At 66.9% G+C, this 20,831-nt stretch carries 16 protein-coding genes and 3 tRNA genes; 9 read left to right on the forward strand and 10 right to left on the reverse strand.

Going from position 1 to position 20,831, the window contains the following annotated elements:
- The first annotated feature begins 48 nt into the window (after window positions 1-48).
- Entirely contained in the window at window positions 49-537 is a 489-nt protein-coding gene (bfr, locus tag ACZK4Z_RS06920) for a bacterioferritin (protein WP_004151115.1), read from the forward strand.
- Window positions 538-879: 342 nt separating this feature from the next.
- On the opposite strand, the gene parC is transcribed toward bfr, so the two are convergent.
- Both parC and ACZK4Z_RS06930 read right to left on the reverse strand, forming a co-directional pair.
- Window positions 880-3,123, reverse strand: a complete 2,244-nt coding sequence (parC, locus tag ACZK4Z_RS06925; RefSeq protein WP_125893858.1) for a DNA topoisomerase IV subunit A — start codon at window positions 3,121-3,123, stop codon at window positions 880-882.
- Between the two features lie 60 nt (window positions 3,124-3,183).
- Window positions 3,184-4,065, reverse strand: coding sequence for a helix-turn-helix domain-containing protein (locus tag ACZK4Z_RS06930; RefSeq protein WP_049399506.1), 882 nt, complete (start codon window positions 4,063-4,065; stop codon window positions 3,184-3,186).
- 172 nt (window positions 4,066-4,237) lie between these two features.
- On the opposite strand from ACZK4Z_RS06930, the gene emrR reads away from it, so the two are divergent.
- From emrR to emrB, 4 genes are read left to right on the forward strand one after another with little or no spacing between them, the layout of a single operon-like run.
- Complete coding sequence (gene emrR, locus ACZK4Z_RS06935; RefSeq protein WP_125893862.1) at window positions 4,238-4,681, forward strand: multidrug efflux system transcriptional regulator EmrR; 444 nt, start codon at window positions 4,238-4,240, stop codon at window positions 4,679-4,681.
- Complete coding sequence (gene emrC, locus ACZK4Z_RS06940; RefSeq protein ID WP_049463707.1) at window positions 4,678-6,171, forward strand: multidrug efflux transporter outer membrane subunit EmrC; 1,494 nt, start codon at window positions 4,678-4,680, stop codon at window positions 6,169-6,171. Before emrR ends, emrC begins: the two co-directional genes overlap by 4 nt.
- Window positions 6,172-6,182: 11 nt before the next feature.
- Window positions 6,183-7,361 (forward strand): multidrug efflux MFS transporter periplasmic adaptor subunit EmrA, encoded by a 1,179-nt coding sequence (gene emrA / locus ACZK4Z_RS06945; RefSeq protein WP_125893864.1) that lies wholly within the window; start codon window positions 6,183-6,185, stop codon window positions 7,359-7,361.
- Window positions 7,362-7,368: 7 nt separating this feature from the next.
- Window positions 7,369-8,955, forward strand: coding sequence for a multidrug efflux MFS transporter permease subunit EmrB (gene emrB / locus ACZK4Z_RS06950; protein WP_032127920.1), 1,587 nt, complete (start codon window positions 7,369-7,371; stop codon window positions 8,953-8,955).
- Window positions 8,956-9,065: 110 nt separating this feature from the next.
- Here emrB and ACZK4Z_RS06955 read toward each other — a convergent pair whose 3' ends face one another.
- From ACZK4Z_RS06955 to ACZK4Z_RS06965, 3 genes are all read right to left on the reverse strand, one after another.
- A complete protein-coding gene (locus tag ACZK4Z_RS06955; protein WP_125893866.1) occupies window positions 9,066-9,344 on the reverse strand; it encodes a hypothetical protein in 279 nt (92 codons plus the stop codon).
- A gap of 324 nt (window positions 9,345-9,668) precedes the next feature.
- A tRNA-Leu gene (locus tag ACZK4Z_RS06960) sits at window positions 9,669-9,753 on the reverse strand.
- A 50-nt stretch (window positions 9,754-9,803) separates the two neighbouring features.
- On the reverse strand, window positions 9,804-10,703 hold the full coding sequence (locus tag ACZK4Z_RS06965; RefSeq protein ID WP_125893868.1) for a LysR family transcriptional regulator: 900 nt from the start codon (window positions 10,701-10,703) through the stop codon (window positions 9,804-9,806).
- Between the two features lie 99 nt (window positions 10,704-10,802).
- Here ACZK4Z_RS06965 and ACZK4Z_RS06970 point away from each other — a divergent pair, with 99 nt between their 5' ends.
- A complete protein-coding gene (locus tag ACZK4Z_RS06970) occupies window positions 10,803-11,549 on the forward strand; it encodes a sulfite exporter TauE/SafE family protein (RefSeq protein WP_107433349.1) in 747 nt (248 codons plus the stop codon).
- Window positions 11,550-11,627: 78 nt separating this feature from the next.
- Here the strand turns inward: ACZK4Z_RS06970 and ACZK4Z_RS06975 are convergent.
- Window positions 11,628-11,712, reverse strand: a tRNA-Leu gene (locus tag ACZK4Z_RS06975).
- Window positions 11,713-11,875: 163 nt separating this feature from the next.
- Window positions 11,876-11,960: transfer RNA gene (locus ACZK4Z_RS06980), tRNA-Leu, on the reverse strand.
- 128 nt (window positions 11,961-12,088) lie between these two features.
- Between ACZK4Z_RS06980 and rnr the strand changes: the two genes are divergently transcribed.
- The 3 genes from rnr (at window position 12,089) to rlmB (ending at window position 16,010) form a co-directional block, all read left to right on the forward strand.
- Window positions 12,089-14,554, forward strand: a complete 2,466-nt coding sequence (gene rnr, locus ACZK4Z_RS06985) for a ribonuclease R (RefSeq protein WP_125893870.1) — start codon at window positions 12,089-12,091, stop codon at window positions 14,552-14,554.
- Between the two features lie 124 nt (window positions 14,555-14,678).
- Window positions 14,679-15,173 (forward strand): GFA family protein, encoded by a 495-nt coding sequence (locus ACZK4Z_RS06990; protein WP_125893872.1) that lies wholly within the window; start codon window positions 14,679-14,681, stop codon window positions 15,171-15,173.
- Window positions 15,174-15,266: 93 nt separating this feature from the next.
- A complete protein-coding gene (rlmB, locus tag ACZK4Z_RS06995; protein ID WP_005408775.1) occupies window positions 15,267-16,010 on the forward strand; it encodes a 23S rRNA (guanosine(2251)-2'-O)-methyltransferase RlmB in 744 nt (247 codons plus the stop codon).
- A gap of 159 nt (window positions 16,011-16,169) precedes the next feature.
- Here rlmB and ACZK4Z_RS07000 read toward each other — a convergent pair whose 3' ends face one another.
- From ACZK4Z_RS07000 to ACZK4Z_RS07010, 3 genes are read right to left on the reverse strand one after another with little or no spacing between them, the layout of a single operon-like run.
- A complete protein-coding gene (locus tag ACZK4Z_RS07000) occupies window positions 16,170-17,609 on the reverse strand; it encodes an efflux transporter outer membrane subunit (RefSeq protein ID WP_049463608.1) in 1,440 nt (479 codons plus the stop codon).
- Window positions 17,606-19,564, reverse strand: coding sequence for a MacB family efflux pump subunit (locus ACZK4Z_RS07005; protein ID WP_180838436.1), 1,959 nt, complete (start codon window positions 19,562-19,564; stop codon window positions 17,606-17,608). Before ACZK4Z_RS07005 ends, ACZK4Z_RS07000 begins: the two co-directional genes overlap by 4 nt.
- The gene (locus ACZK4Z_RS07010) at window positions 19,561-20,802 is read right to left on the reverse strand and encodes an efflux RND transporter periplasmic adaptor subunit (protein ID WP_478451250.1); all 1,242 of its coding nucleotides are present in this window, start codon (window positions 20,800-20,802) and stop codon (window positions 19,561-19,563) included. The genes ACZK4Z_RS07005 and ACZK4Z_RS07010 overlap by 4 nt, the downstream gene beginning before the upstream one ends.
- Window positions 20,803-20,831: the final 29 nt, after the last annotated feature.

Genomic DNA, 20,831 nt, shown 5'->3' on the forward strand with positions numbered 1-20,831 from the left:
ATTTTGAAATGCGGCACCCTATGCCACATCGATTCACAGGAGCCCCCCATGAAAGGCAACCCGGACGTCATCGCCTGCCTGAAGGAACTGCTGCGCGGCGAGCTTGCTGCCCGCGACCAGTACTTCATCCATTCCCGCCGCTACGAGGACCAGGGCCTGTTCGCGCTGTACGAACGCTTGAACCACGAGATGGAAGAGGAAACCCAGCACGCCGACGCGCTGCTGCGCCGCATCCTGTTCCTCGGCGGCGACCCGGACATGCGCCCGCATGCCACCGAGCCGGGCAAGACCGTGGAAGAGATGCTGCAGAAGGATCTCGACACTGAATACGCGGTTCGGAACAATCTCGCCGCCGGCATGAAGCTGTGCGAAGAGAAGGGTGACTACGTGAGCCGCGACATGCTGCTGGCGCAGCTGAAGGACACCGAGGAAGACCACGCCTGGTGGCTGGAGCAGCAGCTGGGCCTGATCAAGCGCATCGGCCTGGAGCTGTACCAGCTGAGCAAGATCGACGGCAACGGCGCCCCGGCGCACTGAGCCGGCACCGCGATCCGGTAGGGCCGACTGTTAGTCGGCCGCTCTCCAAACGGCAGCCGACTAACAGTCGGCTCTACCAGAGGCAAAAAGCAGCCGACCAGCGGTCGGCTCTACCAGAAGAAGCACAGCGTTCTGTCGCCCGCCAGCACCGGAGCATCGCCAGCCAGCTTTCGCCAGCCAGCCGCTCCACCGCCCGCCAGCCGACAACGAAAAAGCCGGGGAATGCCCCGGCTTTTTCGTGTCTGGTCTCCGGCAAGGCGTGTCAACCAAGGTTGACACCTACCAGGGACGTTGCCCGGGGTCAGAGCCCGTTCCGACGGAACGGGATCCGACCCCCAGCCCTCATTCCACCGACAGGCCTTCGACCTTCTGCCAGCCGCGCGGCAGCAGGTGGCCGCGGGTGGCGCGGGCGCCGAGGTAGGCGTCGAGCTCGTTGAACTTCAGGCCCATCGTGCGCTGCCCACTGCGCACCTGCAGGGTCTGCCCCGGGCTGATCGCTACGATGGCGACCACGCGTTCGGTGGCGAGCTTGGCCTTGGGGATCTCGATGATCTTGTTGCCCTTGCCCTTGTCCAGTTCCGGCAGGTCGTTGGCGGCGATCGCCAGCAGGTTGCCCGAACTGGTCACCGCCACGATGCGGTCGGTGGCGACGTTGGCCACTACCGACGGGGTCAGCACGGTCGAACCGGTTGACAGGTTCAGCATCGCCTTGCCGGCCTTGTTGCGGCCGATCAGGTTCTCGAAGCGGGTGACGAAGCCGTAGCCGTGGGTGGAGGCCAGCACGAAGCGGGTGTCCGGCTCGGCGCTGGCCAGGGTCACGAAGCTGGTGCCCGGTGCCGGCGAGAAGCGGCCGGTCAGCGGTTCACCGTTGCCACGCGCGGAGGGCAGGGTGTGCACCGGCGTCGAGTAGGCGCGGCCCTCGCTGTCGAGGAACGCGACCTGCTGCGTACTGCGCGCACGCACCGCGCCCTGCAGGGCGTCACCATCACGGTAGGACAGGGCGGACGCATCGACGTCGTGGCCCTTGGCGGCGCGGATCCAGCCCTTCTCCGATAGCACGACGGTCATCGGCTCGCTCGGCACCAGCTCGGTCTCGTCGATGGCCTGCGCGGCCTGGCGCTGCACCAGCGGCGAACGGCGCGCGTCGCCGAATTTCTTGGCATCGGCGGTCAGTTCGTCGCGGATCAGCTTCTTCAGCTTGGCCTTGCTGTCGAGGATGCCGAGGATCTTCTCGCGCTCCTTGGCCAGCTCGTCCTGCTCGCCACGGATCTTCATCTCCTCCAGGCGGGCCAGCTGCTTCAGCTTGGTTTCCAGGATGTACTCGGCCTGGTCGTCGGACAGGCCGAAGCGCGCGATCAGCGCGGCCTTCGGTTCGTCCTCGGTACGGATGATGTGGATCACCTCGTCCAGGTTGAGGAACGCGACCAGCAGGCCTTCCAACAGGTGCAGGCGGCGCTCGACCTTCTGCAGGCGGTGCTGCAGGCGGCGGGTGACGGTGTTGCTGCGGAAGGTCAGCCATTCGCTGAGCAGCATCTTCAGGTTCTTCACCTGCGGACGGCCGTCCAGCCCGATCACGTTGAGGTTGACGCGGTAGCTGCGTTCCATGTCCGTGGTCGCGAACAGGTGGCCCATCAGCTGCTCGGCGTCGACGCGGTTGGAACGCGGCACCAGCACCACGCGCACCGGGTTGGCGTGGTCGGACTCATCGCGGATGTCTTCCAGCCACGGCAGCTTCTTGGCGCGCATCTGCGCGGCGATCTGCTCGATCACCTTCGACGGCGACACCTGGAACGGCAGCGCGGTGACCACGATGTTGTGTGCTTCCTTGGTGAAGGTCGCACGTGCGCGCACGCTGCCGTTGCCGGTTTCGTAGATGTTCCGCAGATCGTTGGCCGCGGTGATGATCTCGGCGCTGGACGGATAGTCCGGGCCCTGCACGTGCTCGCACAGGTCGCGCACGCTGGCATCGGGGTTGTCCAGCAGGTGCAGCAGTGCGCTGACGATCTCGTTGAGATTGTGCGGCGGCACGTCGGTGGCCATGCCCACGGCGATGCCGGTGGTGCCGTTCAGCAGCAGGTGCGGCAGCCGTGCCGGCATCCAGGTCGGTTCCTGCAGGGTGCCGTCGAAGTTCGGTGCCCAGTCAGTGGTGCCCTGGCCCAGTTCGCCCAGCAGCACTTCGGCAATCGGGGTCAGCTTGGATTCGGTGTAACGCATCGCCGCGAACGACTTCGGGTCGTCGCTGGAGCCGAAGTTGCCCTGGCCCTCGATCAGCGGGTAGCGGTACGAGAACGGCTGCGCCATCAGCACCAGCGCCTCGTAGCACGCGCTGTCGCCATGCGGGTGGTACTTACCGATGACGTCACCGACGGTGCGCGCGGACTTCTTCGGCTTGGACGCGGCATTCAGGCCCAGCTCGCTCATCGAATAGATGATGCGGCGCTGCACCGGCTTCAGGCCGTCGCCGATGAACGGCAGGGCGCGGTCCAGGACCACGTACATCGAGTAGTCGAGGTAGGCGCGTTCGGCGTACTCGCGCAGCGGCAGTTGTTCGAATCCGTGGAACACGGGGCGGGCAAGTTCGGTCATGCGGCGTTGTTACCTGTTGTCGGGAGGCGGCGACGGCGGTCGCCGCTCGCAATCCTGTGATTATCCGGATGCGGCGGGGGATGCCAAGCCGCGCGCAGGGTCCAGCCCGGTTTCCAGGCCGTGTCCGGCCCGTGCCAGGTAGCGCCCCGGTGGCAGCCCGAAGTGGCGGCGGAACACGGTGACGAAGGCGCTGGCGCTGCTGAAGCCCAGCGCGTGGGCGATATCGGCCACGCTGCGGCCGTCGGTCAGCTGGCGCAGGGCTTCGGACAGCCGGGCCTGCTGCCGCCACTGGGCGAAGCTGAGCGTGGTCTCGTCGCGGAAGTGGCGGGTCAGGCTGCGCGGCGACAGTCCGGCCCAGTGCGCCCATTCGGCCAGGCTGCGCTCGTCGGACGGGTCGGCCAGCAGCTGCGAGGCGATCTTCAGCAGGCGCCGGTCATGCGGCATCGGCAGGTGCATGCGCTGGCGCGGCGCGGTACGGATCTCGTCCAGCAGCACCTCGATGATGTGCTGGCGCTCGGGCGTGGTGTCGTAGCCCAGCGGCCATTCGCAGATGCGGTCGGCCAGCGCCTGCGCCAGCTTGGACAGGCCCAGTACGCAGGGATCGGCGGGCAGGGTGGCGCAGGCCGGTGCGGCCAGCGCCATGCCCCAGCCACGCAGCGGGCCGTCGAGGGTGACCGTATGCGGCTCCAGCGGCGGCATCCAGCCGGCCGAGCCCGGCGCCAGTGACCACGTTCCGTGCGAGGTGCGGGTGGTCAACAGGCCGCGTTCGACGCAGATCAGCTGCGCGCGCTGATGGTGGTGCCAGTCCACTTCACGGACCAGGCCCAAGGGGCTGTCGAAGCGGAAGGCGACAACCGGTGGCCCGTCATTGCGCTCGAACCAATCCAGGGCGTCGTCGCGCAGCAACCGCTTGGGAGGGGGGATTTCTGCCTTGTTCATCATATCCGCTGGCTGAAATGTGTCATCCATTGGCTGAATTGTACTACCGGGCCACCTGACCAGATCATTAAGGTAGGCGCCTTCGTTGATCCAGCCCGCTGCTGCAACACAGCATTCGATGCCAGATCGAATATTTCCATTGAGAAATATTTTTTTTGGAAGAGAATGCTCCCCCATGATCTGTCCTGCAACCACTCCCCCCAGCTTCGGCCTGCTGCTGCGCCAGGTGCGCGATGGCCTGGTCCGTCAACTCGACGCGTCCATGGCTGAAGAAGACCTGGGTATCGGCTTCACCCATTACATCGGGTTGAAGGTGCTTTCCAACATGGCTCCGTGCACGGCCAACGAGCTGTCCCAGGCCATCGACCAGGTGCCCAGTGCGGTGACCCGCCTGCTGGACAAGCTGGAGTCGCTGGGCTGCGTCCGCCGCGAACCGCATGCCCAGGACCGGCGTGCGCTGCAGATCGTGCTGACCGATGAAGGCCGCGCACTGTGGGCGCGGCTGAAGCTGCGTGGCGACGCGGTGATGGATTACGCCCTGCGTGATCTTTCCGCCGACGAGCGCACGCAGCTGCTGTCCCTCCTCACCCGAATCCGCGATTCCCTGACGACCCCATGAACCCGATCCCGCAATCCACTCTCCGCCGGTCCGGGCGCGCGCTGCTGGTATCAGCGCTGGCCCTGGCCCTGGCCGCCTGCGCCAGCAGTCGTGGCCTCAACCCGCAGGGCCACGTGCTCGACGTGGACAGCCTGCACAGCGAACGCACCCTGGCCGACACCGACCTGAGCGCCACCGGCTTCCCGGCGCAGGACTGGTGGAAGGCCCTGGGCGATGCGCAGCTGGACGCGCTGGTCGCCGAGGGCCTGGCTGGCCACCCGAGCCTGGACGCTGCCGATGCGCGCCTGCGCCAGGCGCAGTCGCAGGTCGGTACCGCGCGTGCCGATCGCCTGCCGAGCCTGTCGGTGTCCGGTGGTTACACCGGTCTGCGCCTGCCCGAGTCGATGGCCGGCAGCGAGATGGGTGGCCATTACGCTGGCAGCAGCCAGGTCGCGTTTGATTTCAGCTATGGCGTGGACCTGTGGGGCGGCAAGCGCGCTGCCTGGGAAGCGGCCGTGGACGGCGCCCATGCCGCCACTGTCGAAGCCCAGGCTGCACGCCTGAACCTGTCCACCGGCATCACCCAGGCCTATGCCGACCTGGCGTATGCATGGCAGCTCAATGACGTGGCCGAAGAAGAGCTGGGCCGCTCGCAGAAGTCGCTGGAATTGACCCGCCAACGCCGCAGCGCCGGCATCGACAGTGATCTGCAGGTGCGCCAGGCCGAGGCCCGCGTGCCCGCCGCGCAGCAGCAGGTGCAGGCCGCGCAGCAGCGCATCGATGCGGCCCGCACCGCGCTGGCCGCGCTGGTCGGCAAGGGTCCGGACCGTGGCCTGTCGATCCAGCGCCCGCAGGCGTTGAATCCGATGGCGCTGCAGCTGCCGGGCGTGCTGCCCAGCGAACTGTTGGGTCGTCGCCCGGACATCGTTGCCGCGCGCTGGCGCGTGGAAGCGGCCGACAAGCAGATCAAGGTCGCCAGGACCAAGTTCTACCCGAGCTTCAACCTGACCGCACTGGCTGGCGTCGTCGCACCGAACGTGGGCGATCTGCTGAAAAGCAGTTCGACCTTCGCCTACATCGGACCGGCGCTGAGCCTGCCGATCTTCGAAGGCGGCAAGCTGCGCGCCAACCTGGCCAACACCGATGCGCAGTACGACCTGGCGGTGGCCAACTACAACCAGACCGTGCTCGATGCACTGCGCGACGTGGCCGACCAGGTCAACGCGGTGCGTTCGCTGGCACAGCAGGCGCATTCGCAGCAGCAGGCGGTGGATACCGCACGTTCGGCCTTCGACCTGGCCCAGCAGCGCTACCGCGCCGGCATCGGCAGCTACCTGGACGTGCTGACCGCGCAGTCCACCCTGCTGCAGTCGCAGCAGCAGCTGGCCGGCCTGCAGTCGCAGCAGGTGCAGACCTCGGTGCGCCTGAGCAAGGCGCTGGGCGGTGGTTTCCAGCCCTCTGACGCCGACCGCGCACCGATCGCCTCCCATTCCGATTCCTCGCATTCCTGAAGACTTCCGCCATGAGCCAGACCCAAGACACTGCGGCCCCGGCCGCCCCCAACCGCCGCGGCAACCTGCTGCGCGGCCTGTTCGTGATCGTCGTGCTGCTGCTTGCCGCACTGGCGCTGTGGTACTTCATGTTCGGCCGTTGGTTCGAAGAGACCGACGACGCCTACGTGCAGGGCAACCAGGTGCAGATCACCCCGCTGGTGGCCGGTACCGTAGTCGCCATCAACGCCGATGACGGCATGCGCGTGGAGCGCGGCCAGCTGCTGGTGCAGCTGGATCCGTCCGACACCGCAGTAGCCCTGCAGCAGGCCGAAGCCAACCTGGCCAAGACCGTGCGCCAGACCCGCGGCCTGTACCGCAGCGTGGAAGGTGCGCAGGCGGACTTGAACGCCCGCCAGGTGACCCTGAAGCGCGTGCGCGACGACTTCGCCCGCCGCAAGGATCTGGCCGCCACCGGCGCCATCTCCAACGAAGAACTGGCCCACGCCCGCGATGAGCTGGCCGCTGCCGAAGCGGCCGTGGCCGGTTCGCGCGAGACGGTCGAGCGCAACCGCGCGCTGGTCGACGATACCGTGATCGCCACCCAGCCGGATGTGCAGGCCGCCGCCGCGCAGCTGCGCCAGGCCTTCCTCAACAACGCCCGCGCCGGCATCGTTGCGCCGGTCACCGGCTACGTCGCCCGTCGTTCGGTGCAGGTCGGCCAGCGCGTGCAGCCGGGCAATGCCCTGATGGCGGTGGTGCCGACCGAGCAGATGTGGGTCGAGGCCAACTTCAAGGAAACCCAGCTGCGCCACATGCGCCTGGGCCAGGAAGTGGAGCTGAAGTCGGACCTGTATGCCGGTGACGTGAAGTACAAGGGCCGCGTCCAGAGCCTGGGCCTGGGCACCGGCTCGGCGTTCTCGCTGCTGCCGGCGCAGAATGCCAGCGGCAACTGGATCAAGATCGTTCAGCGCGTGCCGGTACGCATCGCCATCGATGCCAAGCAGCTGGCCGAACACCCGCTGCGCATCGGCCTGTCGATGAAGGCCGAAGTGAGCCTGCGCGACCAGAAGGGCGAAGTGCTGCCGAGCACCCCGGCCAAGGGCACGGTGTTCGACACCGACGTGTATGCCAAGCAGCTGCATGATGCCGACGAGGTGATCCACACGATCATCCAGGGCAACCTGCCGCAGCAGGCGAAGGTGGGCTGAGGTCGCCATGTCCGCACAAGCTCCAGCCGCGCCCGGTGCTCCGGGCGCCCCGGCGGCGCCGGGTGCGGCCTCCGGGTTCCTGCCGCCCAGCGTCGCCCTGTGCACCGTCGGCCTGGCGATGGCGTCGTTCATGCAGGTGCTCGACACCACCATCGCCAACGTCTCGCTGCCGACCATCGCCGGTAACCTCGGCGCCAGTTCGCAGCAGGCGACCTGGGTCATCACCTCGTTCGCGGTCAGCACAGCCATCGCGCTGCCGCTGACCGGCTGGCTCAGCCGCCGCTTCGGCGAACGCAAGCTGTTCGTCTGGGCCACGCTGGCCTTCGTCATCACCTCGCTGCTGTGCGGCCTGGCGCAGAGCATGGGCATGCTGGTGCTGTCGCGTGCGCTGCAGGGTTTCGTGGCCGGCCCGATGTACCCGATCACGCAGTCGTTGCTGGTCTCGATCTATCCACGGGAGAAACGCGGGCAGGCACTGGCGCTGCTGGCGATGATCACGGTGGTGGCGCCGATCTGCGGCCCGATTCTCGGTGGCTGGATCACCGACAACTACAGCTGGGAATGGATCTTCCTGATCAATGTGCCGCTGGGCATCTTCGCTGCGCTCGTTGTGGGCAACCAGCTGAAGGGGCGCCCGGAGCACATCGAGAAGCCGAAGATGGACTACGTCGGCCTGGTCACCTTGGTGATCGGTGTCGGTGCGCTGCAGCTGGTGCTCGACCTGGGCAACGACGAGGACTGGTTCTCGTCGATGAAGATCGTGGTGCTGGCGTGTGTGGCCGTGGTCACGCTGACGGTGTTCCTGATCTGGGAACTGACCGACAAGGATCCGATCGTCGACCTGAAGCTGTTCCGGCATCGGAACTTCCGCGCCGGTACGCTGGCGATGGTGGTGGCCTACGCGGCGTTCTTCAGCGTGGCGTTGCTGATTCCACAGTGGTTGCAGCGTGACATGGGCTACACCGCGATCTGGGCGGGCCTGGCGACAGCGCCGATCGGCATCCTGCCGGTGATCATGACCCCGTTCGTGGGCAAGTATGCATCGCGCTTCGACATGCGCATGCTGGCTACGATTGCGTTCATTGTGTTGTCGATGACCAGCTTCCTGCGTTCGAACTTCAACCTGCAGGTGGACTACAACCATGTGGCGGGCGTGCAGCTGATCATGGGCATCGGCGTCGCGCTGTTCTTCATGCCGGTGCTGCAGATCCTGCTGTCGGACCTGGATGGACGCGAGATCGCGGCGGGCTCAGGCCTGGCCACCTTCCTGCGCACGCTGGGTGGCAGCTTCGCGGCGTCGCTGACGACGTGGCTGTGGGCGCGGCGCACCCAGGTGCACCACGCCGACCTGACCGAGCACATCTCGGTCTATCAGCCGGGCATGCAGGACCAGGTGACAGCGATGGGGCAGGGCGACCTGCAACATGGCGCAGCGGTACTGAACAACATGATCAACCACCAGGCATCGCAGATGGGCTTCAACGACATCTTCTTCCTGCTGGGCTGGATCTTCCTGGCGATCATCGCGTTCCTGTGGCTGGCCAAACCGCCGTTTGGCGCAGGCGCAGGTGCGGCCGCCGGTGGCGGACACTGAAACTCCCTGGAAACACGTGCTGTATTTTGACCCCGCCGCAAGGCGGGGTTTTTGTTTGTGCACCGCGGGTCGCACAGGCCCTGCCCTTGGGGTCCTGCCGTGGCGCAGGTTCAGCGCGTGCGATAGACGCGCTTGAACTCCACCCGATCGCAGAACAATCGGGAGATGGCCCACATTCCCGCCACAAGTACGGCGCCGCATGTGAGCCAGCCAGCCGTGGCCTGCAATCGGCTGCCGACCAGTGCGCCGCAGATGATGGCGGCAACAAAGACCAGCATTACGGCCTCCTTCGATGCGCCGTAGTGGACCTCGGCCTGGCATCCCACGCATACGCGTACGCCGTGGTTCGAGCCGGTATGGCAGTGAGGGCAGATGATGCTGCGCTGCATGGGTGCGTCCTTTGGGGAAGGGGGAGGGCGCTGGTCAGGTCGTGGCGATACACCTGCAACCGGCTTCTGTAAATCTGCCTTCCACCGAAAAGGAATCGGGTAAATCTCGACTAGGAAAAGTACGAAATGAACGGCTGACGTGAAATGCGCCCCAAAAGGAGGCCGTTCAAGGTCTGGTAACGACGCGCCGGGAGGCGGTATGCAGCAGCAGGCGACTGCCGGGTGGTGCTAGATACGACAGTTCCAGCGGTAGATGCGATGCCAGGCTCGCCAAACCCCGGAAACGAAAAAACCCGCTTTCGCGGGTTTGATCATCTTGAGTCATGGTGCCCAGGAGAGGACTCGAACCTCCACGGTTTTACCCGCTAGTACCTGAAACTAGTGCGTCTACCAATTCCGCCACCTGGGCGACTCAGGAGATGAATTATGGGGAGCGACAGAAGATGTGTCAACAACATTTCACACCTTTTTCTGCGGCTGTACGCCCAGGTGAAGCAGCAGGCTGCGCATCGCCGATGACAACTGCGCCCACTCGGCAAAACAGGCACACAGGCGGCGCTGTGCCCATGCATCGGCGAGCGGTACGGCGACGGTATGCGTGTTGCGCCGATGCTGGCGGGCGATGGTCCGCGGCACGATGCCGACACCAATGCCGTGGCCGACCATGATGCATACGCCTTCGAAGGTCTTCATGCGGATGCGTACATCCAGGCGCCGCCCGATGTCGCGCGCCTGGTCCTCGATGTAGGTCTGCAGTGCATTGCCATCGGCCAGTGCGACGAAGGTCTCGCCGGCAACATCGGTGAAGGCCACGCTGCGCCGCGATGCGAAGCGGTGGTCTTCGGGCAGCAGCATCACCAGCGGATCTTCGGCGACCACATGCTGCTGCAGGCCGGCAGCGTCGACGGCATCGCTGATGATGCCGGCCTCGGCCTGGCCAGCACTGATCGCACGCACGACTTCAGGGCTGGTGCGCTCCAGCAGTTCCACGTGCAGGCGCGGGCGTTCGGCCAGCCATGGTGCGAGCCGCGAAGGCAGGTAGTTGGTCAGCGCTGCGGTGTTGGCATACAGATGCAGGGTGCCGCGCGCACCGTGCGCGAACGCCTGCAGTTCACCGCGCAGCTGTGCCTGCTGCTGCAGGATCAAGCGTGCATGGTGGGCGAGCGCGGCACCGGCTTCGGTCAGGCTGACGCCGCGTGGGTGCCGGTTCAACAGCGGGGTACCGGCATCGGCTTCGATCGTGCGCAGGCGCTCACTGGCTGAGCCCAGTGCCAGGTTTGCCTGCGCGGCACCGGCCGTGATGCTGCCCGCCTCGGCAATGGCCAGGAACAGGCGCAGGTCGGCGATATCCATCCGCATGTGATGCCCTCATCGCAACGCCTGCGCCTTCGGATCAGCCGAAGGCGAGGCCGGGAAGACCGCATTGTGCGCCGAGCGGCCGGCCGATCCAATGAAGGCATGAATGAATCGATGTACTTCTACGTGCTGCTGGTGGTGGTGTTCGTGCTGGCCGGTGTGGTCAAGGGCGTGACCGGCATGGGCTTGCCGACAGTGGCGATGGGTCTGCTCGGTGGCGCGCTGTCGCCGGTGGCGGCGGCATCGATGCTGTTCATCCCCACCTTCGTCACCAATGCGTGGCAGCTGTTGTCCGGCCCCTCACTGGGCCACATCGTGCGGCGCCTGTGGCCGATGATGCTGGCCGTGGTGGTGGTGACGCTGGGTTCGGCAGCGCTGCTGGTGCGGGTCGATCGCACCTGGTCGCGTGTTGCGCTGGGCGTTGCGCTGGTGGTTTATGCGGCCTATGCCCTGCTTGCGCCGGTGTTCCGCGTGCCGCAGCGGCGCGAGCGATGGCTGGGGCCGCTGGTGGGGGCGTTGTCGGGTGTGGTGACCGGCGCCACCGGCGTGTTCGTGATGCCGGCGGTGCCGTACCTGCAGTCGCTGGGGTTGCAGCGCGAGGAGCTGGTGCAGGCGCTGGGACTGGCGTTCACTGTGTCGACGATTTCGCTGACCACTGGCCTGGTGCTGCACGGCGCATTCGGCATCCAGCAGCTGGGGCTGAGTACGCTGGCGGTGCTGCCGGCATTGCTGGGCATGTGGCTGGGGCAGGTGATCCGGCAGCGCATCAGTGCGCGGGTGTTCCGCGCCTGCTTCCTGGGTTTCCTGCTGCTGCTCGGGCTGGAGCTGGTGCTGCGGCCGCTGTTGTGATGCCGGCCGCCGGTCGCGGCGATGCCGAATCACGGGCATGAAAAAACCCGCTTTCGCGGGTTTTTCTCATTCTCGACGTGGTGCCCAGGAGAGGACTCGAACCTCCACGGTTTTACCCGCTAGTACCTGAAACTAGTGCGTCTACCAATTCCGCCACCTGGGCGTCGAGGAGCGAGATTATGGGGTGTTGTTACGGGGGTGTCAACACGCTTGTGAAGATCATTGCCGATACCGGGTCGGAGTTCCTTCCTGGAGGAGAAAGAGTCGAGCCTCAGGGCCGGATTACAGGCAAAAAAAATCCCCGCCGAAGCGAGGAGTTTTTTCGTTGGTGCCCAGGAGAGGACTCGAACCTCCACGGTTTTACCCGCTAGTACCTGAAACTAGTGCGTCTACCAATTCCGCCACCTGGGCGTTCCAGAGGCGCAATTGTGAAGATGAATCCGCAGGCTGTCAACGACTTCCTGAATATTTTTCATGCAAGGCCTTCAAGACAGCCGCTGACCCGTTCTGCACGCCGTCAGCGGCTACCATGTAGGGCGATGACTACCAAAAAACCAAGCAAGGGCGGGAGCACCTCCCGCAGCCAGGCCCCGAAGAAGGGCGCCAAGGCGGGCACGGCCCGCACCACCAAGCCGGGCAAGCCGTTGCCGGGCTGGTTCCCCGAATTGAATGAAGGCGGCGCACCACCGCGTGGTCGCAAGGTCCGCAGCGCCGATGCCGCCGCTCCGGGCCCGGCCCCGGGCCGCAAGCTGCCGCCGACCGGCAAGGTGATCGACGATCCCTATGCCGCCCGCGAAGCCGAGAAGTACGAACAGCCCATCGCCAGCCGCGAGGCCATCCTGGCCCTGCTGGAGCGCTGCGAAGGGCCGCAGACCGCCGAAGAACTGGGCGCGCGCCTGGGCCTGACCGCGCCGGACCGGGCCGAGGCGCTGTCGCGCCGGCTCGGTGCCATGGTCCGCGACGGCCAGTTGGTGCAGAACCGTCGCGGCGGTTTCGCCCCGATCCAGACCCTGAATCTGGTCACTGGCGTGGTGATCGCCAACCCGGAAGGGTTCGGTTTCCTGCGCCCGGTCGAGGGCGGTGACGACCTGTTCCTGCCGCCGTATGAGATGCGCAAGGTCATGCACGGCGACAAGGTGCTGGCCCGTGTGACCGGCATCGACCATCGTGGCCGTCGCGAAGGCAGCATCGCCCGCGTGCTCGAGCGCGGCATGACCCGCCTGATCGGCCGCTTCAGCATCGAGATGGGCATCAACTACGTGGTGCCCGACGACAAGCGCGTGCAGCGCAACGTGCAGGTGCCGCCGGACCAGACCGGTGGTGCGCGCGATGGCCAGCTGGTGGTCTGTGAACTGACCCAGGCGCCGGACAGCCGCCGCCCGCCGATCGGCCGCATCATCGCCGTGCTCGGCGACAAGCTGACCGCCTCGCTGGTGGTGGAAACCGCCATCCACGGTCATGAGCTGCCGTTCGAGTTCCCGCAGGAAGTGTTGGACGAAGCCGCCTCGGTACCGCTGGTGGTCGAACCGGCGATGATCGGCGACCGCGTCGACCTGCGCAGCACGCCGCTGGTCACCATCGATGGCGAGGATGCCAAGGACTTCGACGACGCGGTGTACTGCGAACCGAATGCCGAGGGTTTCCGCCTGGTGGTGGCGATTGCCGATGTCTCGAACTACGTGCGCCCCGGCACGCCCCTGGATGAGGAGGCGCAGAAGCGCGCCACCTCGGTGTACTTCCCGGGCTTCGTGGTGCCGATGCTGCCGGAGACGCTGTCCAACGGCATCTGCTCGCTGATGCCGAAGGTCGACCGCATGTGCTTTGTCTGCGACATGCAGATCGACCGCGACGGCCTGGTCACGCATTCGCGCTTCTACGAAGCGGTGATGAACTCGCACGCGCGCCTGACCTACACCCAGGTGTGGAAGGCGGTGGGCGAGGACGATGCCGATACCAAGGCCTGGATGGGCGACCTGCTGCCGCAGGTGCAGCGCCTGCACCAGCTGTACAAGGTGCTGTCCAAGGCACGTGCCAAGCGCGGCGCCATCGAGTTCGAAAGCAGCGAAGTGCGCTTCGTGCTGGACAACCGCGGTGAAGTCACCCAGGCCGGCATGCTGGTGCGCAATGACGCGCACAAGCTGATCGAGGAATGCATGATCGCGGCCAACGTCGAGGCGGCCAGGTACCTGCTGTCGCGCCATGTGCCGGCCCCGTACCGCATCCACGAGAAGCCGCCGGAAACCAAGTACGCCGACCTGCTGGAATTCCTCAAGGAGTTCAAGCTGAGCCTGCCGCCGTGGTCCAAGGTGCGTCCGGGCGATTACACCAAGCTGCTGAAGAAGATCCGGGATCGCCCCGATGCCACGCTGCTGGAATCGGTGCTGCTGCGCAGCCAGAGTCTGGCGATCTACAGCCCGGAGAATCACGGTCACTTCGGCCTGGCGCTGGAGGCGTACGCGCACTTCACCTCGCCGATCCGTCGCTACCCTGACCTGCTGGTGCACCGCGCGATCAAGCACGCGTTGTCCGGCAAGCCGCTGGACAAGTTCACCTACAACGCACGCGAGATGGCTGCGCTGGCGCTGCAGTGCTCCGAGCGTGAGCGCCGTGCCGATGAGGCCGAGCGCGAGGTCGACGAGCGCTACCGCGCCGCGTGGATGGAAAAGCACGTAGGCGGCCAGTTCGATGGCGTGATCAGCGGCGTGACCAGCTTCGGCCTGTTCGTGGAACTGGACGAGTCAAAGGTGCAGGGCCTGGTCCATGTGACCCAGCTGCCGCAGGACTATTACAAGTTCGACGCGACCCGCAAGACGCTGACCGGCGAGCGCCGTGGCAGCAGCTACCGGCTGGGTGATCGCGTGCGCATCCTGGTGCTGAAGGCCAGCATGGAAGAGCGCAAGATCGACTTCCGCCTGGTCGAGCACAAGGGTGAGGATGAAGGCGATGGCCTGCCGCCGCTGCCCGAGCGTGGCAAGCCGGCCAAGCGCGCCAAGAAGCAGTATTGAAAGGTGTGCCGACCAACGGTCGGCACCCACCTCACCCGGTAGGTATCCACCTCACCCGGTCGGCACCCACCTCACCCGATAGGTGCCAACCGTTGGTTGGCACGACGTTTCGGAGGAACTCACAATGCAGGGCCAACCCGAATACAGCGGCGGCTGCCAGTGCGGCGCGATCCGCTTCCAGGCGCGAGGCGAGCTGACCGACAGCTCGATCTGCCATTGCCGGATGTGCCAGAAGGCCTTCGGTGCCTACTATGCGCCGCTGGTGTCGGTGCGCGGCGTGCAGTTCAGCTGGACCCGCGGCCAGCCACGCTATTTCCAGTCGTCCAACGTGGTGCGGCGTGGCTTCTGCGCCGACTGCGGAACGCCCCTGACCTACGAAGCCCCGGATGGCGTGGCCGTGGCCGCCGGTGCCTTCGACGAGCCGGAACGCCTGCCACCGACCATCCAGTACGGGGTGGAGCGCAAGCTGCCGTTCGTCGACAGTTTGTCCAGCCAGCCGGCGCGACGTACCGAGGAAGACGTCGCGGCGCTGGAGTTCCTGGCCACCATCGTGTCCCACCAGCACCCCGACCACGACACCCCGCACTGGCCGCCGCGCAGCCGCTCCGCCGAAGGCTGAGCTGCGGGTAGCGCCGGGCCGTGCCCGGCGAGCGCGCAGCGCGGTCGGCGCCGATGCTCTACCATAGCCACCCCCTTTCCGGTCCCCGCCCGCATGAGCAAGAACAGCCAGTGGATTGTCGGCGTCAACGCCGTCGCCTCCTCCATCGAGAACGACGCCGAGAACGTCCGCGAAGTGCTGGTCGAGGCCGGTGCGAAGAACCCGCGCCTGACCGAGATCGAGGAAAACGCCCGCCGCAAGGGCATCGACGTGCGCAAGGTGAACAGCCAGGCGCTGGACGGTGTCGGCGGTTCGGTACGCCACCAGGGCGTGGCCGCGCGCTATGCCGCCGCCCGCACCTACAGCGAGAACGAGCTGGAAGGCCTGGTCACTGCAGCCGAGGGCAAGGCCCTGCTGCTGGTGCTGGACGAGGTGCAGGACCCGCACAATCTCGGTGCCTGCCTGCGCTCGGCGGCTGCCGCCGGCGCGACTGCCGTGATCATCCCCAAGGACAAGTCGGCCACGGTCAATGCTACCGTGCGCAAGACCTCGGCCGGTGCCGCCGATCTGATCCCGGTGGTGGCGGTGACCAACCTGTCGCGCTGCCTGAAGGACCTGCAGAAGCAGGGCGTGTGGATCTACGGCCTCGCCGGCGAAGCCACCGCCTCGCTGTACCAGCTGGACCTGAAGGGCAACATCGCGCTGGTGCTGGGCGGTGAAGCCGATGGCCTGCGCCGCCTGACCCGCGAGAACTGCGATGGCCTGGTCAAGATCCCGATGCCGGGCGAGATCGAGAGCCTGAACGTCTCCGTCGCTGCCGGCGTCAGCCTGTTCGAGGCCGTGCGCCAGCGCGGTTGATCGGCTTTCCGGTAGCGCCGGGCCATGCCCGGCGGATTGCTTCGCCGGGCATGGCCCGGCGCTACCGGCGATCCGATTCACGCATGGCGTGGATCGGCCGTGTCGACCAAGGTCGACACCTACCGGTAGTCGCCAACCTTGGTTGGCGCTCTTGCCGCCTCACCCCGCGCTGCCGCCCAGTGCCTTGAACAAGGTGACGTCGTTGTTCAGCTGGCCCTGGCGCACGCGCGCCAGCGACAGCTCGGCATCGCGCCGGGTCTGCTGCGCTTCCAGCCAGGTGCGCAGGTCGGTGGCACCCACGCGGTAGCGCACTTCCTGCGCCCGTTCCACTTCCACCGCTTCGTCGTACGAAGCCTGCGAGGCCGCCACCTGGCGCGCCAGCTGCTCGCGTGCCGACAGCGCGTTGTCCACTTCCGAGAGCGCGGTATACAGCGTCTTGCGGAAATTGGTCGCGGCGATCTGGTAGGCGGTGCCGGCGATATCGGTATCCAGCTGCGCGCGCTGCAGGTTGAGGAACGGAAGCGACAGGCCGGCGCCCAGCGTGGCCACCGGGTTGCGCAGCACGTCACCCAGCGACGTTGCACTGGAGCCGAGGCTGCCGGTCAGGCTCAGCGCCGGGTAGTACTGGGTAGCGGTCACCTTGATGGTCTTCAGGCTGTTGCGCAGGCGCAGTTCGGCCGCGCGCAGGTCGGGACGGCGACCGAGCAGGTCGGTCGGCAGGCCCTCCGCGATGCTGGGGCTGCGTGCGCCGAGCAGGTCCTGCGGTTCGTCCTGCTGCGGCCAGGGCGTGCCGTCCAGCAGCACGGTCAGTGCATTGCGGGCCTCCACCCGCTGCTGTTCCAGCGCACTCTGCGAGGAACGCTGCGACTGCAGGTTCTGCAGTGCCTGGCGTACTTCCAGGCGCGATACTGCACCGGCGTCGAAGCGGGCCTGGACCAGTTCGCGGGTACGTTCCAGCCGCTCCAGGTTGGCCTGGCCGGTGGCGATGGACTGGTTGAGATAGGCCAGGTTCCAGTATTGGTTGATGGTGTCGCTGATCACCAGCAGCGCGGTGTTCTGCCGGTCTTCCTCGCTGGCCTCGGCTTCCCAGCGGGCGATGTCGCGCTGGGTGCGCAGGCGGCCCCACAGGTCCACTTCCCAGCCCAGCGAGACGCCGGTGGAATAGCTGCGGCGCCAGTCGTCGGCCTGGTCGGTGGCGCGGCTGGCGCTACCACTCACACCCGAAGACGAAGGCTGCGGCCACAACGCGTTGCTGGCCAGGCCGGCCTGCAGGCGCGAACGCTGCACGGCCAGGCCAGCGGCGGCAAGATCGCTGTTGGCGGCCAGCGCCTGCGCCACCAGACGGTCGAGACGTTCATCGCCGAAACCGGTCCACCAGGTGTCCTGGCGGATGTCGCGGCCCGGAGTATCCAGGCTGCTGCGCGGATCGTCGGCCGGCGCATTGAGGGTGGCATCGCCACGACCGTAGGTCGCCGCCACGTCGGGGGCCTGCACCGGATAGCGGCCCATCGATGCGCAGCCTGACAGAGCGAGCAGTACAGCGCCCGCCAGCAACAGGCGCGAGGGGGCAGGGAAGGGCAGTCGGGTCATCATCTTCATTCGCGGGCCAGGGCCTCCACCGGGTCGAGCTGCGCGGCGTTACGCGCGGGCAGGAAGCCGAACGCCACGCCGATCAGGGTCGAGCAGGCGAACGCGGCAACGATCGAGGCAGTGGAGAACAGCACCTGGAAGTCGCTGGCGAAGCGGCCGATCATCGAGCCCAGCAGCAGGGCCAGGCCGATGCCGAGCACGCCGCCGAGCAGGCACACCAGCACTGCTTCGATCAGGAACTGCTGGCGGATATCACTCTGCCGTGCACCGACGGCCATGCGCACGCCGATCTCGCGGGTACGCTCGGTCACCGACACCAGCATGATGTTCATCACGCCGATACCACCGACCAGCAGTGCGATGGCGGCGATGGCGCCGATCAGCAGGGTCATCGTGCGCGTGGTCTGCTCGATGGTCTGGCGGATCTCGGCGCTGTTGCTGAGGAAGAAGTCCTCGGTGCCATGGCGCATCGTCAACAGTCGGGTGATCGCTTCCTGTGCGGCGTCCATCGGCGTGGCGTCGTCCACGCGCACGGTAATGCTGGACACGTGGCTCTGGCCGAGCATGCGCGACATCACCGTGGTGTACGGCAGCCACACGCTCAGGCTGGTGCTGCCACCGAACCCGAAGCTCTGGCGCTTGGCCACGCCGACCACGCGCGCCGGCACGTTGCCCAGCAGGATCACCTGGCCGATCGGATCGACATCGGGGAAGAACTGGGCCTGGGTGTTCTCGTCGATCACCGCCACCTGGCCGAGGCCCTTCACTGCATCGGCATCGAAGAAGCTGCCGCTGAGCAGGGTCACGCCCTTGACCCGGAAGAACTGCTCGCCGACGCCGCTGACCTGGGCGGTGGAGGACTGGTTGCGGTAACGCGCGGTGACCGAGGTCGACACGCTGGGCGTGGAGCTGTCGACGTAGCTCTGCCGGGCCAGCGCATCGGCATCACTGGCTTTGAGCGTCTGCACGCGGGCCGAGCGCATGTCGCCGAAACCACGGCCGGGGTAGACATCGATGGTGTTGGTGCCGAGCGCGCTGATGTTCTGCAGGATCTGCTGCTGCGAGCCGTTGCCCAGCGCCACCACCGAGACCACCGAGGCGATGCCGATGATGATGCCGAGCATGGTCAGGAAGGTGCGCAGCCGATGTGCGTTCATCGCCAGCAACGCCATGCGGAATGCTTCGGTGAAGCGGTCGCGCGCGGCCCGCCAGCTGTTGCCGCGGGCAACGCCGGTGCTGGCCTCGCGCTGCGCGCGGTAGGTCGGTGCATTCGGGTTGGCGCGGTCGGCGATGATCTCGCCGTCGCGGATCTCGATGATGCGCTGCGCGTGTTCGGCCACGCTCATGTCGTGGGTGACGATGATGATGGTGTGGCCTTCGGCGTGCAGCTCGCCGAGGATCGCCATCACTTCCTCGCCGGATTTCGTGTCGAGCGCGCCGGTCGGTTCGTCGGCCAGGATCACCTCGCCGCCGTTCATCAGGGCACGTGCGATCGACACGCGCTGCTGCTGGCCGCCGGACAGCTGGCCCGGCTTGTGGTGCATGCGGTCGCTCAGGCCCAGCCGCTGCAGCAGCTGCTCGGCACGCGCGTTGCGCACCGGGCCGGGGCTGCCGGCGTACACCGCCGGCACTTCCACGTTGCCGCGCGCATCGAGGTCGCCCAACAGGTGGTAGCGCTGGAAGATGAAGCCGAAATGCTCGCGGCGCAGTTCGGCCAGCTCGTCCGGCTCCATCTTCCCGGTTTCGCGGCCGGCCACCTGGTAGCTGCCACGGGTGGGACGATCGAGGCAGCCGAGGATGTTCATCAGCGTCGACTTGCCTGAGCCGGACTGGCCGACGATGGCCACCATCTCACCGGCGTGGATGTCGAGGTTGACGTCACGCAGCACGGCGATCACATCGTCGCCGGCCGGGAATTCGCGTCGCAGGTCACGCAGGCGCAGCAGCGGCGCCGTCGTGCTCATCGGCGCCCCATGCCCGGGCCGCCGACCCGCATCTGCATGCCGCCGCGGTTGCCGCCGCCGGCGCTGGCACCGGCCGCACCGGCTTCGCCGACCACCACGCGCTCGCCTTCCTTCAGTCCCGACAGGATCTCGGCCGAGGCGCCGTTGTTGATGCCCACGGTAACCTTGCGCGGCTGCGGCTGGCCCTTGTCGTCCAGCACCCGCACCATGCGCTCGTCGCCACGGCGCTTCGGCCCCAGTGCCACCGCCGGCACCATCAGCACGCCCTTGGCCTGCTTCAGCAGTACCGAGACCTGCGCGGTCATGTCGATGCGCAGGGTGCCATCCGGGTTTTCCACGTCGAACAGCGCGTTGTAGTACACCGCGCTGCTGGAGCTGGAACTGGACGAGCTGCTGGAACTGGACGAACTCTCGTTGGCGATCGAGGCCGGCGCCGGATTGATCTGGCGCAGCGTGGCGTGGTACTTGCGATCCGGGTCGCCCAGCGTGGTGAAGTACACCGGCATGCCGGCCTTGATCTTGACCACGTCGGCTTCGGAAATTTCGGCATTGACGGTGACCACGTCCAGCCGCGCCAGCATGACGATGGTCGGTGCGGTCTGGTTGGCGTTCACGGTGCGACCTTCCTCGGCCACCACCGCCACCACGGTGCCATCCATCGGCGCGGTAATGCGGGTGTAGGCCAGGTTGGCGCGGGCGGTGCCCAGCTCGGTTTCGCGGCCCTTGATCTGCGCCTCGTAGGACTGCAGCTGGGCGCGGGCGGTCTTCAGCTGCGCCTCGGCGGCATCGTATTCCTGGCGCGAGGTGGCCTCGGCGGCCAGCATCTGCTGCTGGCGCGCGAATTCCAGTTCGGCCTGGCGCAGGGTGGCCTGCTGCACGGCGCGCTGGGCGGTGACCTGGTCCAGCGAGGCCTGCGCATTGAGCACCTGGTTCTGCTGGGTGGTGGCGTCGATCTCGGCGATCAGGTCGCCTTCCTTCACGGTGTCGCCCAGCTGCACCTTCAGCGACTTGATCTGGCCCGAGGCCTGGGCACCGACGCTGACCAGCTTGTAGGCGTCGATCACGCCGGTGGCGTCCACCGTCTGCTCGATGTCACCACGGCTGACCGGCGAGGTGGCCACCGCCGGGGCGGCGGGCTTGCGCAGCAGCCACCAGGCGGCTGCGGCAACGGCAAGGGCGAGCAGGGCGATCAGTATCAGGCGACCCCGGCGGGTCGCGGGCAGCAGGCGGAACGTCACGTCGTGGCTTCACTCTCGGGGCCGCGGTG

Source organism: Stenotrophomonas sp. 71799_Sma, from assembly GCF_056482505.1.